Annotated in this window: 11 protein-coding genes; 9 read left to right on the top strand and 2 right to left on the bottom strand. The window is 55.8% G+C overall.

Going from position 1 to position 14,701, the window contains the following annotated elements; translation table 11 throughout:
* The first annotated feature begins 31 nt into the window (after positions 1-31).
* The 6 genes from ENH71_RS12050 (at position 32) to ENH71_RS12025 (ending at position 7,726) form a co-directional block, all read left to right on the top strand.
* Positions 32-1,441: an amidase gene (locus ENH71_RS12050; protein ID WP_294129893.1), complete on the top strand. Its 1,410-nt coding sequence runs from the start codon at positions 32-34 to the stop codon at positions 1,439-1,441.
* Between the two features lie 15 nt (positions 1,442-1,456).
* A complete protein-coding gene (locus ENH71_RS12045; RefSeq protein ID WP_294129895.1) occupies positions 1,457-2,662 on the top strand; it encodes a pyridoxal phosphate-dependent aminotransferase in 1,206 nt (401 codons plus the stop codon).
* A gap of 96 nt (positions 2,663-2,758) precedes the next feature.
* Positions 2,759-4,192 carry an L-serine ammonia-lyase gene (locus tag ENH71_RS12040; RefSeq protein WP_294129897.1) on the top strand — a complete coding sequence of 478 codons (1,434 nt, stop codon included), beginning with the start codon at positions 2,759-2,761 and terminating at the stop codon, positions 4,190-4,192.
* A 64-nt stretch (positions 4,193-4,256) separates the two neighbouring features.
* Positions 4,257-5,636, top strand: coding sequence for a M20/M25/M40 family metallo-hydrolase (locus ENH71_RS12035; RefSeq protein ID WP_294129899.1), 1,380 nt, complete (start codon positions 4,257-4,259; stop codon positions 5,634-5,636).
* 194 nt (positions 5,637-5,830) lie between these two features.
* Complete coding sequence (locus ENH71_RS12030) at positions 5,831-6,223, top strand: BlaI/MecI/CopY family transcriptional regulator (RefSeq protein ID WP_294129901.1); 393 nt, start codon at positions 5,831-5,833, stop codon at positions 6,221-6,223.
* A 12-nt stretch (positions 6,224-6,235) separates the two neighbouring features.
* Complete coding sequence (locus tag ENH71_RS12025; protein ID WP_294129903.1) at positions 6,236-7,726, top strand: M56 family metallopeptidase; 1,491 nt, start codon at positions 6,236-6,238, stop codon at positions 7,724-7,726.
* Between the two features lie 23 nt (positions 7,727-7,749).
* On the opposite strand, the gene ENH71_RS12020 is transcribed toward ENH71_RS12025, so the two are convergent.
* Both ENH71_RS12020 and ENH71_RS12015 read right to left on the bottom strand, forming a co-directional pair.
* Complete coding sequence (locus tag ENH71_RS12020; protein ID WP_294129905.1) at positions 7,750-8,637, bottom strand: penicillin-binding transpeptidase domain-containing protein; 888 nt, start codon at positions 8,635-8,637, stop codon at positions 7,750-7,752.
* The gene (locus tag ENH71_RS12015; protein WP_294137843.1) at positions 8,609-9,997 is read right to left on the bottom strand and encodes an MFS transporter; all 1,389 of its coding nucleotides are present in this window, start codon (positions 9,995-9,997) and stop codon (positions 8,609-8,611) included. The genes ENH71_RS12020 and ENH71_RS12015 overlap by 29 nt, the downstream gene beginning before the upstream one ends.
* Before the next feature lie 229 nt (positions 9,998-10,226).
* On the opposite strand from ENH71_RS12015, the gene ENH71_RS12010 reads away from it, so the two are divergent.
* The 3 genes from ENH71_RS12010 to zwf all read left to right on the top strand — a co-directional run bounded on the left by ENH71_RS12010 (position 10,227) and on the right by zwf (position 14,687).
* On the top strand, positions 10,227-10,772 hold the full coding sequence (locus ENH71_RS12010) for a DUF2058 domain-containing protein (protein WP_294129907.1): 546 nt from the start codon (positions 10,227-10,229) through the stop codon (positions 10,770-10,772).
* Positions 10,773-10,892: 120 nt separating this feature from the next.
* Positions 10,893-13,124 (top strand): TonB-dependent receptor, encoded by a 2,232-nt coding sequence (locus ENH71_RS12005; protein ID WP_294129909.1) that lies wholly within the window; start codon positions 10,893-10,895, stop codon positions 13,122-13,124.
* Positions 13,125-13,232: 108 nt separating this feature from the next.
* Positions 13,233-14,687 (top strand): glucose-6-phosphate dehydrogenase, encoded by a 1,455-nt coding sequence (gene zwf / locus ENH71_RS12000; protein WP_294129910.1) that lies wholly within the window; start codon positions 13,233-13,235, stop codon positions 14,685-14,687.
* Positions 14,688-14,701 lie beyond the last annotated feature (14 nt).

The following is a 14,701-nucleotide window of genomic DNA, read 5'->3' as shown; positions in this document are numbered from 1 at the left end:
CAACGTTGTTTTTACACCTAAGGAGGAGGGTATGTCCCAGGACATTCTTACGATGACCGCAGTACAACTTCGGGAGCATTATGCCGATAAGCAGTTGTCCCCGGTTGAGGTCACCACTGCGATGCTGGATCAGATCGAGAGGCTGGATAAGCACACCAACGGCTTCTGCCTCGTTGATCGTGAGACGTCCATCGGCTTTGCCCGCGAGTCAGAGCAACGCTATCAGCGCGGCGAGGCGCATGGCCTGCTCGATGGCGTGCCCGTCGCGGTCAAGGATGTATTTCTGACGCCCATGTGGCCGACCATCAAAGGCTCGAATACCGTCGACGCGAAAAGCACGCTGGGTAAATCTGCTCCCTGTACTGCCGCGCTGGCGCGTCACGGTTATGTCCCTATTGGCAAGACCACCACACCCGAACTGGGCTGGAAGGGCGTAACCGACAATCCGGTAAACGGGGTCACCAATAATCCCTGGAACCCGGATACCACCTCCGGCGGGTCGAGCGGTGGCAGCGGTGTAGCGGTGGCACTGGGTATGGCGCCGCTGGCACTGGGTACCGATGCCGGCGGCTCAATTCGCATTCCCGCCGCGTTCTGCGGCGTCGTCGGCCTGAAACCTTCCTTTGGTGAAGTACCACACTGGCCATCCAGCCCGTTCGGCACGCTGGCTCATGCCGGTCCCATGACCTGGACAGTGGAAGACTGCGCGCTGCTGATGAATGTGCTGAGTGAGGCCGACTACCGCGACACCAATGCGGTACCACGTCGCCATATCGATTACCTGGCCAAGCTTAAAGACGGTGTGAAGGGCCTGAAAATCGCCTATAGCCCCAATCTGGGTTACGTGGATGTAGACAAGGAAGTGGAAGCCTCTGTGGCCGAGGCAGCCAAAGTATTTGAGTCGCTTGGCGCTCAGGTGGTGCGGGTTGATCCCGGTTTCAGCGATCCGCTGGCTGCGTTTGGCCACCTGTTCTACGGTGGCGCGGCCAATGCTATCCGCGATCTGGGTAGCAAGAAACGTGCGGTGATGGATCCGGAGCTGGTCAAGGTGGCAGAAAAAGCGTCGCGTCTGAGCATGCTGGACTACATGGGGGCGGTGAACGAGTCGATGGCGCTGCGTGAGCGCATGGCCGGATTCCATCAGAAGTACGACCTGCTGCTGACACCGACGTTACCGATCACGGCCTTCAAGACCGGACGCGAAGTGCCGGAAGATTGGCCCAGCACGCGCTGGCCAACCTGGACGCCCTTTACCTACCCCTTCAACATGACCGGTCAGCCGGGGCTGTCGGTGCCCTGTGGCTTTGACAGCAAAGGCCTGCCAATGGGCCTGCAGCTGGTGGGCGCACGTTTCAACGACGCGTTGGTATTACAGGCAGGTTACGCCTACCAGCAGGCGGCACCTTTGACCGACCGTCGTCCAGATTTGTTTACCGCGTGATCACGGGAGAGTTTTATGGCACTTGGCACAAGTGATATCGATCTGTACGAATCCGAAGACCCGGTGTGGAATCCGGCACTGCTGACTATTCCCATTCCCGGCATTCGCAAAATGGTCAATCTGGCCTCCAGCCTTGATGATGTCATTCACCTGTCGATTGGCCAGCCGGATTTGCCGGCGCCCAGAAACGTGGTGGATGCTGCGGTTGAGGCCCTGCAGGCCGGGCAGACCGGGTACACCATGGATGCCGGCCTGCCGGAACTGCTGGAATCCCTGGCAAGTTATTATGGTGGCCGATATCAGCGCGAGCTGACGATGGAAAATATCCTGATTACCACCGGCGCCACCGAGGCGATATATCTGGCGTTGACAGCCGTTGCGGCGCCCGGCCGCCACTTTATTGTGCCCGACCCGGCTTTCATGCTGTATGCACCTCTGATTCGCATGAACGGTGGTGAGGTCACTGAAATTCCGACCCGGGCCGAGAACAACCATCAACTCGATCCCAACGAAGTGATCGACGCGATAGAACCTCATACCCACGCCATTGTGCTTAATTCGCCCAGCAACCCGACCGGCACTCTGTACCCCAGGGAAACGCTGGAAGCAATCCTGGAAGAGGCCGCCTACCGCGGTATTCATGTGATCAGTGATGAGGTGTATGACCACCTGATATACGACGGCAAGGAGTACCCCTCGGTGCTGTCATGCTGCAGTGACCTGGACCATGTCATGGTGGTTAGCAGTTTCTCCAAGACCTACAGTATGGCGGGTATGCGCATTGGCTGGCTGATTGCCAGTCAGGCAGCCATCAAGAAGTTGCGGCGCTATCACATGTTCACCACCACGGTGGCGAACACGCCCTTTCAGTGGGCCGGCGTGGCGGCTCTGAATGGTGGCACCGGGTTTACCGATCATATGCTGGCCGAATACACCCGACGGCGTGACCGTTTGGTGGAACTGGTAGAGCAGACGCCGCACCTGACCGGCTATAAGCCGGAGGGCGCCTTTTACCTCTTTCCCGCATTACCGGAAGGGGTCAATGGCACCAACGTGGCGCTGCGGCTACTTAAGGAGACCGGCGTCTGTACCATTCCCGGCGAGACCTTCGGAAGCAGCTGTAACAACGCCCTGCGTCTGAGTTATTCGACATCGCTGGCGAATATCGAAGAGGCATTCGAGCGCATCATTCCCTGGATGAGCAAACAGGACTTTGGCTGAGGCCATACCCAAGGTTACCCAGGCAATGCCACCATGGCACTGCCTGATCGCAGGGACCGGTAGCATTTCCCGCTGTCAAACCCTAAACTGGATAACATGGAATCACTGTCCGTTCTCGATATCTTCAAGGTTGGTGTCGGCCCCAGCAGCTCGCATACGCTGGGGCCATGGCGTGCCGCAACGCGCTTTATGTCAAGCATAAACGACACGCTTGGCCAACTGGCCTCGCTGCAAATCAAGCTCTATGGCTCCATCGCCAAGACCGGGAAAGGCCATGGCACCGATATTGCGTTAATGATGGGCCTGAGCGGCGAAGATCCGGTTGCCTGCGAGATCGAGCAGATAGCGCCGACCATCAAAAACATTCGCCAACGCAAAACTCTGAGCTTGAATGCACGGTACGAATTGCCGTTTGATCCGGCCAAAGACATTATTTTCCTGAAGGAGCAAATACTGCCGTTTCACCCCAACGGCATAGAGTTCTGTGCGCAACTGAAAGATGGCTCTGTCATAAATGAGATCTGGTATTCGGTTGGTGGCGGATTTGTCATGCAGGAGAACGACAGCAACAAAAGCATGGGCGCGCAGACATCGCTGCCGTATCCAATCGAGTCGGCCACTGAGTTGTCCCGCTGGTGCCGCGAAACCGGTTTACCCATTTCTGGCGTGGTCGCTGAGAATGAAAAAGCCTGGCGCTCCGCCGCTGACACGGAACAGGCGATCATGAAGATCTGGCAGGTCATGAGTGAATGCATGTTCAAGGGATGCCACACCGGCGGTACCTTACCGGGTGGTCTGCAAGTCAAGAGAAGGGCATCACTGTTCAACGAGCGACTGTTGAAAACGGCGACCTATAGCGACTATGAAGGGTGGCGACAGGCCATCCGCGACAGCGGTGAGGGGTTTGCCTATACCCTGGATTGGGTCAGCTGTTTTGCCCTGGCGGTCAATGAGCAGAACGCGGCGTTTGCACGCGTGGTCACTGCTCCCACGAATGGTGCTGCTGGCGTCATCCCGGCCGTACTTCAATATTTGCTGACGTTCAACAAACAGTTTAATCAGCAGGCACCTGACCCGGCATTGATTACCCGGTTTTTGTTTACGGCGTCCGAGATAGGGTGCATTTTCAAGAAGCGGGCGACCATTTCGGCGGCCATGGGTGGTTGCCAGGCAGAAATCGGGGTGTCATCAGCCATGGCTGCTGCCGGTTTGACCGAATTGCTGGGCGGCAATCCTGAACAATGCCTGATGGCGGCAGAAATCGCTATGGAACATCACCTTGGCATGACCTGTGATCCGATTGGCGGACTGGTCCAGGTACCCTGCATCGAGCGCAACACCATGGGTGCAATCAAGGCGATTACCGCTTCCCAATTGGCGCTGCACAGTGATCCATCCCAGGCAAAAGTCTCACTGGACGGGGTCGTGAAAACCATGTGGGACACCGCTCAGGACATGAGTAGCCGCTACAAGGAAACATCCGATGGCGGTCTGGCAGTGAATATTCCCATCAGCCTGAGTGAATGCTAGGCATCATTGCACTATACTCAGGCCATACCCGCGTCTTCATATTACGGATAACCAGGAGTTCAATGTGATTGTCAAACCATGGTTTTTAGCTGCAGCATTAATGATTCCGGCAGCGCCTCTGAGTGCCCAGATTGACATTGAAACCAGTGATCAGGCCGTCGCCTGGCTGCAGGAATTTATTCAGATTGACACCATCAATCCCCCGGGCAACGAATACCGTGCAGTAGAGTTTTACGCGCGTATTTTTGACGCCGCCGGGATTGCTTATGAAACCGCAGAGAGTGCGCCGGGACGTGGCAATATCTGGGCGCGTTTGCCGGGCGGAAATGAGCCGGGACTGATTCTGCTGCAGCATACTGATGTGGTGCCGGCGGATCGCCAGTACTGGTCGTTTGATCCGTTGGCAGGCAATCTTGATGATGGTTATATCTACGGTCGGGGTACGCGTGACATGAAGGGACTGGGCATTGCCCAACTGGTCGCTTTTTTGCAGTTGCACGCCTCCGGTGAACCCCTGAATCGCGATGTCGTGTTTCTGGCCACCGCAGATGAAGAGGCGGGCGGTGCCTTTGGTGTCGGCTGGCTGATTGACAACCATCCGGAAATTTTTGACGGTGCCGGTATTCTGCTTAACGAAGGCGGTGGCGGAAGCCGCAGCGATGGTGAAATTGTCTTTGGTGTAGAAGTGACACAGAAAGTCCCGGTCTGGCTGCGCCTGACGGCGGTTGATGAGCCAGGCCACGGCTCATCGCCGCGCACCACCAGTTCGATGACCCGCGTCGTCCGTGCCTTGAACACGCTGATTGAAAACCCGTTCCCACCACGCATCATTCCGCCGGTAGAGGACTATTTTGCGGGTATGTCGCTGGCACAGGGCCCTGAATGGGCAGACAACTACGCCGATATCCGTCAATCGATTCAGGATCCGGCCTTCGTACAACGTCTGCATGAAAGGCGACCGGGACATCACTCCCTGATTCGCGACACCTGTTCGATGACCCGTATGGAAAGCTCCAACAAGATCAATGTGGTCGCTCCGGAAGCCTGGGCAGAACTGGATTGCCGGATTCTGCCGGATAAACCCGCCGGTCAGTTTGTTGAGGAGCTTACGGCGCTGGTCGAACATACCGGTGTCACCGTCGATGTGATCATGGCATTTACACCGGCAATCTCTACCACCAATTCGCGTCTGTATCAGGCCATTCAGAATGTCACCGCAGAGCTTCACCCCGGATCCCGCGTGCTGCCATCTGTCACCACAGGCTTTACCGACAGTCATTTCACCCGCGATCTCGGTATCATCAGTTATGGGTTTAATCCACTGATCACCGATGACGGAGAACATACCGGTGTGCATGGCAACGATGAGCGGGTGCCGGAAGCGGCGTTCCGTCGGGGTGTCAGCGATTACGATGCAGTTATTCGCAACGTGGTATATGACTGACACGCGTGCGGTGAACTGTGCCCGCGGGGTCCTTTGCTGACCGCGTCTCGGGCGACAATCCAGCTTGTGCTAATAAATTAACATAAGGGCTTGCTTATTCTGCCCCTTGTGTTATTTTGGCCCACAGGTGCTAATTATTTAACACCTTTGCTTACAGATTTTAAACAACGAATGGAACGACCAGGAATAAACCAATGACTCAAGCAGACCAGCTCAGCCGCCGGGAACGACAGATCATGGACATACTGTATCGCCTTGGACAGGCCAGTGCCAAAGATGTCATGCACAACATGGACGATGCCCCCGGTTACTCGTCGGTGCGCACATTGCTGGGCAAGCTTGTAGAAAAAGGTCATGTCGATCACCGCGAAAGCGGGTTGAAATACGTCTATTTTCCGTTGATTGCCCGAGAGAAAGCGTCACGTTCGGCATTGGGCAATGTGGTGAAAACCTTTTTTGATGACTCACCCTATCTGGCAGTGAACTCCTTGCTGGACATGTCGATCAATGACTTGTCGGATCAGGAACTGGACAAACTGAAAGCCATGATTCAGGCACGCAAGAAAACTCAGAACGATAAAAAATAACAGGTGACGACCATGGACAATTCGATCTGGATGGCTGAAGCCGGCCAACTACTTGCTACCCCCTTTTTGCAAATGCCCGCCTTGCAGTTGCTACTGGATAATCTGGTCAAGTCAGTGGGTCTGCTTTGCGCATTCGTGCTGATTGACCGCTTGATAGGGCGCCGACTTGGCAGTGCCAGTCGACATCTTGTCTGGTTAAACGCACTGCTTTGCCTCGCGTTGCTGCCATGGCTTCCGGCCCTGACGGCATGGTGGCCCGACAGCGCCGGAGCAGGGGGCATGGTTACACCGGTGTCGTTAATCGAACTGACCGTCAGGCCTGATATGTCACCCGGCACGTTTATGCAAGCAGGCACGGTCTTGCTTGTCGCCTATCTGCTGCCACTTTCCCTGCTACTGGGCAGGTTGATTGTTGCCCTATACAAATCACGCCAGCTATTTCAGATGGCCGATCCAAACATCGACGCTGTTACCCTGAAATTGTTGCAGAAGCTCAAGCCGGCCCTCGGCGTGTCGCGGCGGGTGCAAGTGCGCATCAGTGCCGCAATCGATTCACCGGTTTCATTCGGCCTGCTCAGGCCTGTCATTTTGTTGCCGTTGCAGGCACGTGACTGGAACGAATCCATCATGACCGATGTGCTGTTGCACGAGTTATCACATATCAAACGCCTGGACTGGTTGACGACACTGCTGGCCTATCTGGTGGCCAGCCTGTACTGGATTAATCCCCTGGTCTGGCTCGCCCTGAGACACCTGCGCGACCAGTCTGAACACAGTTGCGACAGCGCCGTACTGGCGGCTGGCCGCTGTGATACTGATTATGCGGAAAGCCTGCTAGACGTCGCTACCCGGTGTCGACATGCCAGGCACCGTCAGCGCACCAGCGATCCGCTGATGCAACCCATGCTCGACCACAACTCACTGACAATCAGAATAAGCCATGTGCTTGAGGACAATAAAATGCAATCAACCGTATTGAAAAAGCAGATCAAACGATCAGCCCTGGCCCTGGGCCTGATATCAACCACCATGCTCGCCGCATTGAGCACCACACAGCTGTTATCAGCTCAGGAAACCGCTGCCCAGACCCAGAGACCGGCGCCCGCAACCCGCAGTGTCACCGAGGAAATGCTGCCTATTCATTCTGAAACGCCCGTTTACCCGCGTGTAGCCGCCGAAGGACGTATTGAAGGTTGGGTGCACGTTCGTTTTACCGTTGGTGCTGACGGTGCCGTACCGGCCAGTTCAATCAGCGTGATTGAAGCTGAGCCTGCAGATATTTTTAATAACAGCGCTGTCAACGCTGCAGAGAAATTTCAGTTCCGTCCGAGAACTGTTGATGGCGAAGCGGTGGCAGTAGATAACGTCCAGTACGTGTTCCGCTTCAAGTTGAATGATGACGCGGCAGATCCGGTTGATCCAGCAGATCCATTGAGCAGCAAAGATCCGCTGGACACGCGGGCGCCATTGGCGCCAAAACCCCCGGTCGCTCCAGCGGGCTGAACGCTTGGTGACATGCCTCCCATTTAATTGTGAGTGGCGGCAGGCAAAACCTCCAGTTCATGCAGAACGTCTCTGGTCACGGACAGCCGCGCCGGAATAAAACCTGAATCCGGTGCGGTGGCGGTGAGCACGGTGGCAAAGAATGTAACATTGCCATCGTGCTCGACCCAGCCCACCCACCAACCAGTGTGCCGATCATCTTCCGATATTGCCAGGCCGGTCTTGGCTCGCAACACATAGTCCTCGCCTGACTCAATGACCATGATGTCTTTCACGGTCTGCATGGTGTCAGTAGAGAAGGGCAGTTGTTCATCGTGCAGCCGGCGCAACAGGCTTATCTGTTGGGCGGGTGAAATCCGCAGCTCACCGGTCAGCCAGAATTGATCAATGCCACCGCTGATATTCTGATTACCGTATGCGATGTCCGACAGTGCGCGTTGCATGGCCGGCGCGCCAACGGCACGCACCAACGCCTGATAGTGGGGCACCGATGACAGCTGAAACGCATCACGCAATGTCAGGTCGGCATTGGTTGCTGTGCGCCCCCGAGTGACACCATCCCAGGGCAGGACCGTGTCGGCAGTCGCCACCAATCCCGCTTCGATCGCAATCAACGAACTCATGATCTTGAACGTGGAAGCGGGGATGTGTGCTTGTGTGACATTGCCAGCATTGGCCGCGTAGTACTGTTCCCGATTCAGGTCATAGAGCAACATCGTGCCCTGGTAGCCAGTGGCCTCAATGGCAGCCCGGGCGTAGGGTAATTCTTCAATCCCGGCATTTGCCTGCGCCATTACTCTGGATGTCAGCAGCAAACTGCAGAGCAGGGCAATGCTGACGTGAATGGCCGCCAGGGTCGGCAGCAGGGTGCGTCTGTCACACTCAGGATGGGCGGTCAGAATCTCGTTCATGAATATCCTCATTGTCATTTGAAGAGCCGGGAATGTCGCCAGGTCGATTGCGGCTGGTCACACTCAGCCAGTCCAGAGTCACACCTGAAATGGCATTGAAGCGGGACACGCGATAAATAATCTGCAGAAACCGTGGCCGTCGACGAAGCCTGGGCTCAACAGCACGAGCCCAGAACCAGACCGAAATGACTGCACGCAGACCCGCGCTGACACAAAACACAACAAACAGCGGGCTACCAATCCCGCTCAGCCAGTCCCAGGCGAGCACCAGTTGCGTCGAACCGGCGGCAATATACCCGCCGGCCAGTGCTCCCACGAACACCATGCTGGCGCCCAGTGCAGACTGGGTAGCAGCATACACAGCGAAGTCGCTTTTACCGGGACGGATATCATACAGGTAGTTGGCTGTACTCAGCGTAAACCCGCTCCAGACCAGACCCGACACCATTTGCACCAGCAGCAAATAATAAAAATTGGCAGAAACCAGCCATAGCAACGGGATTAGCGGTATTGTCAGACAACAAAAGCGCATGACCAGACGGTTGCCAAACCGGTCGGTAAATCGTCCCCAAAAACTCAACATCAGGAACTGGGTCACTATCGATGCGATTGCATTGAGGCTGTACTCAAGATAGGTGAAGCCCAGGTCACGCAGCATGTATAACGCAAAAAAGGGCGCAGAAATCGCGACCACACCCTGCATGCCGGCGACAAAAAAACTGTAATCACGAAAGGTCTTGTCGTGCAGGGACTGATAGAGCTGCTGCATACTTTGACGAAATCCTTTGCGCCGCTCAGGATGGGGCCGGGGATCCGGATCATGCATCAATGCCAGCAATCGTGCAGACATCGCACGGCCGATAGCAGCAAGACTGAACAGCAGGGTAAAACCCAGCCACGCCATCTCTGCACGCTCACTAAAGGTCAGCAATATGCCGCCACCGATAAACACCAGCAACGACGCAATCATGGTCAAGCGTGTGCGCGCGGCAAAAAACGCGCCGCGCCGTCGCTGGGGCACGATGCTGCCCATCCAGGCTCGCCACTGTGGCTGAATGAAATTGATGCAGGAAAAGTACAAGACTGCCAGCAAAATAAGCCAGCGTACCGCGTTGTCCGGCTGGCTGGCTGCCAGCGCTGCCAGTAACACGACCACAACGGTCTGTGCGACCGCCGTCACCACCACCATGGGCTTGCGGGGCAGGTAGTTACCCAGCCAGGCCGACAACAGTTGCAGTAGTGCGCCAAACAACTGCGGCACGGCCATCAGCCAACCCATTTGCACAGCTGACGCCTGCAGATGGATGGCAAAGGCATTAAAAAAATTGTCGCCGGTAGCTGTCATGGTCGACGATGCCACGGCTTCTTTCTGCGAAAGATTCAGTGTTCGCCGCAGCCACGCACTTCGAGGCGGACCAGTGTCGACAACCGGATTGTCAGTTTCAGGGTTCAGCAAACAAAAAACTCGCTTCAAGCCAGTCAGAGCTCATATCCTAGCATCATTGGCAACGTTGGCAGTTGTCGATTTTCCACTGTTTGCGGTAGTCTAGCGACATTCTTACGGATCGCGGCACAGCTTGGAAACAGTCATGGCAAAATCACTATCGGAACAATTGCTGGGTGCAGGCCTGGTAGACAAGAAAAAGGCGAAACAGGCACAGCAGGAAAAGCGCAAGGAAACCCGCGCGCAGCACAAACTCAAGCAACCAGCTGCTGACCAGACCCAGACCAGACTGGCACAGGAGCGCGCTGCCAAGGCCGAGCGCGACCGCGCACTCAACCAGCAGCGTCGGGATGTCGAAAACCTGAAAGCAATGCGCGCTCAGGTTCGGCAGATGCTTGAACATAGTGGCATCAAGTCCGACGGTGATATCCGCTTCAACTTTAACGACCCGCGCAGTAACAAAATCAAATCGTTGTATGTCAGCGCCAGGCAGCAAAATCAGTTGGCACAGGGGCAGCTCGCGGTGTGCTCGGAAACCGACCAATACGTGCTGGTACCCAGAAATATCGCGGACAAGATTGCGCAGCGTTTCCAGGAGGCAGTGATCTTCCTTGCCGATTATAAGAATGACACGCTGGCGGAAGACGATCCCTACAAAGACTACCCGGTGCCCGATGACCTGATGTGGTAAGCATCCCGGTAGTCAGCTACGTCAATCGACCCATTTTTTTCAAACTTGCAACATTCGCGCTTGCCGGCGCCGACGATTATGATATGCTATATCATATTAATTAGCCGTCGGAGCCAACCCATGTTCGTTCATCGCAAGAAGTTGTCCATCATTGTTCCCGCCTTGATGAGTTCTGCCCTGTTATCACTTGCCTCCAGCAATATCAGTGCCCAGACAGAGGAGGCAGCGGAAAGCAGCAGCCTGCATTATTCCGAAGTGGAAGAAATCATAGTCAGGGCGCTGCCCTTGAGCCGCACCAGGCTGCAATCAGCGCAACCGGTAGACGTCATGGTGGGTGAAAACCTGGCCGACCGTCGCGGCATGACGCTGGGTGAAACCCTGCAACAGCAACCCGGCGTGCAGTCCAGTTTTTACGGCGCCGGTTCGGGCAGACCCATTATCCGTGGCCTGGGTGGTCCCCGTGTGCGCATTCTGGAAGACGGCCTGGCTACCGCCGATACCTCAACTCAAAGCGACGACCATGCGGTGACGGTAGACCCCATGCTGATCGATCAGATCGAGATTCTGCGCGGCCCGGCGACGCTGCTATATGGTTCGTCAGCCTCGGCCGGCGTGGTCAATATCATTGACGGCCGGATCCCGGAACAGCGCGCTGAAGAGCCGCTGACAGGTCGCTTCGAAATTCGCGGTGACAATGTTGCCGATGAACGCAGTGGCGTACTGAGACTCGATGGCGGCGCCGGCAATATTGCCTGGCATCTGGATGGTTCCTGGCGGGAGGCTGACGACTATCGCATTCCGGGCGAGGCACGCATCAACGACGACCATGAACATGAAGAAGAGACCCATGAAGACGAAGCCCACAACGAAAGCAACCAGTTATTCAACAGCTTTGTCGAGTCTCAATCCGGCACAGCTGGCCTGAGCTGGATCGGTGAGCGCGGTTTTATAGGTGGCTCGTTCCGTGCCTACAACTCCGAGTACGGTGTCCCGGCACCCCATTTCCACGCTGAAGAAGAGCACGATCACGAGGATGAACATGACGGGGAAGAGCACGCCGACGAGGAAGAGTTTGCCTACATTGATATGGAGCAGCGCAGCTGGGACGTAAAAGCAGGCCTGGATTCACCTCTGCGCGGCATCAGCCGAGCGACTTTCCGTCTGGGCTATAACGACTATACCCATAGCGAGATCGAGATGGGCGGCATGCACGAGGATGCGCATGACGAGGAAGATGAAGGCGACGATCACGATCATGAACACGGCGCAGGTACTGTGTTTGATGTGCAGACGCTGCAAAGCAGACTGTCGTTCGAAACTGTTCCGATCTGGGGCTGGGAAGGCGCTTTTGGCCTGCAACTTGAACGTGAGCGCTTCGAAGCAGAAGGCGCCGAAGCATTTGTCCCTGACAATGAAACCCGCTCAACGGGTATATTTGTGCTTCAGGAACGCCAGTGGGACGCCTTTACGCTCAGTCTTGGTGCACGTGCCGAGCGCACCAGGGTAAACCTGCGCGAGCACGGGCATGATGACGAGCATGAAGAGGAACATGATGATCACGGCGCCCTTGCCGACGTTGACAGCCGGACTTTCCGCAATGTCTCCGCCAGCATTGGCGGTATCTATGAGTTCAATGACACCTGGCAGGCCTCGGTCAACTTTTCCCGGGTGCAGCGGGCGCCGTCACAATCCGAACTGTTTGCTGATGGTCCGCACCTGGCCACCTTCAGCTACGAAGAGGGTAATGCAGAGTTGCGCACAGAAACAGCCAAGGCCTGGGACCTGACGCTGCACCGTCATGCCGATTTCTTCGACTTTGAAATCAGTGTATTTCGCAAGGACGTTGCCGATTTTATCTACCTGGCGACCACAGATGAAGTTGCCCTGGGCTTCCCGGTGCGCGAAACCGAGCAACAGGATGCGGAAATCACTGGCATGGAAGTGCAGGGCGTCTGGCAGTTGATCACCAGTGACTGGGGTCACTTCGACCTGCATGCCGGTTATGACCGCGTCAATGCCCGGTTGGCGGACAACAGCTATTTGCCACGTATCTCTCCGGAACGGGTCAGTACTGGTGTTGACTGGCATCTCGGTGGCTGGCGGGGTGGTGTTGACGTGTACCGTATGCTGAAGCAGGACAAGGTGCCGGCACTGGAAACAGCAACCCCGGGTTATACCATGGTGAATCTGCGCGTGGCCTACGAGTTCGACGTTGGTGCCAATACACTGGAGGCCTTCATTCAGGGCCGCAACCTGGGCAACGAGGACGCCAGAGTGGCGACATCCTACCTGCGAGATTACGCGCCATTGCCGGGCCGGAACGTCATTGTAGGTATCCGCGGACGCTTTTGATCCGGCCACCAATGACAGGATTAACCGCGTCAGATTACTTTCTGGCAAGAAGCTTGCTTGTTTAAACCAAAAGCAGGACGATTGCTGAAGTAACTGACGGGGTTAACCATGATCTGTGATTTTCTGATAATCGGTGGCGACGGCGACCTTGCATTCCGCAAACTGTATCCGGCGCTCTATCATCTGGATCTGGACCAGTGTCTGCCTGATTGTCTGAAAATCATCAGCGTGTCACGGACCAGACACACCGCCAGGGCGTTTTCACAAAAAACCCGCCAGATGCTGCAGGAACAACTGGGGGACAGGAAACTCGACGCAACCACCTGGAAACGCTTCAATACCCGATTGACCCACTATGCGCTGGATGCCAGCAATGAGGCGGAATTATCCGCGCTGGCACGCAAAGTATTTACCGACACGGACCGTGACCTGGTCACCTATCTGGCGACACCACCCGGCATTTTTGCACCGATTTGTCAGTCACTGTGGGCGGTCGGGCTGGTGCGCGACAACATGCGGCTGGTCATCGAAAAACCACTGGGCAGCAGCCGTGAAACATTTCTCGCCATCAACAACAGTCTCACTGATATTTTTAATGAGCATCAGATCTACCGTATTGATCATTACCTGGGCAAAGAGACTGTCCAGAACCTGCTGACACTTCGTTTTGCCAACTCCCTGTTCGAGCCACTGTGGAGTAACAACTATATTGATCATGTACAGATAACCGCGGCAGAAACCATCGGCTCCGGCGGACGCTGGCCATTCTATGATGAAGCCGGCGCGCTTCGGGACATGGTGCAAAACCACCTGATGCAACTGCTGTGTCTGCTCGCCATGGAGCCACCCGCATCATTGGATGCGCGCGCAGTACACGATGAAAAGCTCAAAGTACTACGCAGCCTGGCACCGCTGACAGGACGGGACGTCACCGACCATACTGTGCGCGGGCAATATACAGCAGGTACCGTCGATGGTCAGTCAGTGCCATCCTATCAGCACGAAAGCGATGCTACCGGAAACTCTGGAACTGAAACATTTGTCGCCATCAAGGCCTCCATAAATAACTGGAGATGGGCGGGTGTCCCATTTTACATGCGCACCGGAAAACGCATGCAAAGGCGTTTCTGCGAGATTGTTGTACAGTTCAAGAAACTGCCACATGCCATTTTCCCGGACCAGACTCATCAGGACAGCGCTAACCGTCTGGTAATTCAGCTGCAGCCGCAAGAAGGCATTCGGCTTTATCTGTTAAACAAGGTCCCTGGCCTGGATGAAAGCTTTCCCATGGAAAACGTGTCGCTGGACCTGTCCCTGTCCGAAGCCTTTACCGAGCGCAGAGTCCCGGAAGCCTATGAACGCCTGCTGTATGACGTCATGCGCTCCAATTCAACGCTATTCATGCGCGCTGATCAGGTAGAAGCTGCCTGGCAATGGGTTGATGATATTGCCGAGGGCTGGACGCAGAACAAACAAAAGTCATTACACTACATGGCTGGATCAAACGGACCCGCAGACAGTATCGCGCTTATTGCCAGAGATGGCCGACGCTGGCAGGATTGAACTGCCAGACAGGA

This window comes from Pseudohongiella sp. (assembly GCF_011050365.1).
Taxonomy (GTDB): Bacteria; Pseudomonadota; Gammaproteobacteria; order Pseudomonadales; family Pseudohongiellaceae; genus Pseudohongiella.
Note: the sequence above shows the minus strand (reverse complement) of the source record. Positions and strands in the feature narration are given on the sequence as shown.

Coding starts and splice junctions, on each gene's coding strand:
- ENH71_RS12050 (WP_294129893.1), top strand. CDS start 32: ATGTCCCAGGACATTCTTACGATGACCGCAGTACAACTTCGGGAGCAT.
- ENH71_RS12045 (WP_294129895.1), top strand. CDS start 1,457: ATGGCACTTGGCACAAGTGATATCGATCTGTACGAATCCGAAGACCCG.
- ENH71_RS12040 (WP_294129897.1), top strand. CDS start 2,759: ATGGAATCACTGTCCGTTCTCGATATCTTCAAGGTTGGTGTCGGCCCC.
- ENH71_RS12030 (WP_294129901.1), top strand. CDS start 5,831: ATGACTCAAGCAGACCAGCTCAGCCGCCGGGAACGACAGATCATGGAC.
- ENH71_RS12025 (WP_294129903.1), top strand. CDS start 6,236: ATGGACAATTCGATCTGGATGGCTGAAGCCGGCCAACTACTTGCTACC.
- ENH71_RS12020 (WP_294129905.1), bottom strand. CDS start 8,637: ATGAACGAGATTCTGACCGCCCATCCTGAGTGTGACAGACGCACCCTG.
- ENH71_RS12010 (WP_294129907.1), top strand. CDS start 10,227: ATGGCAAAATCACTATCGGAACAATTGCTGGGTGCAGGCCTGGTAGAC.
- ENH71_RS12005 (WP_294129909.1), top strand. CDS start 10,893: ATGTTCGTTCATCGCAAGAAGTTGTCCATCATTGTTCCCGCCTTGATG.
- zwf (WP_294129910.1), top strand. CDS start 13,233: ATGATCTGTGATTTTCTGATAATCGGTGGCGACGGCGACCTTGCATTC.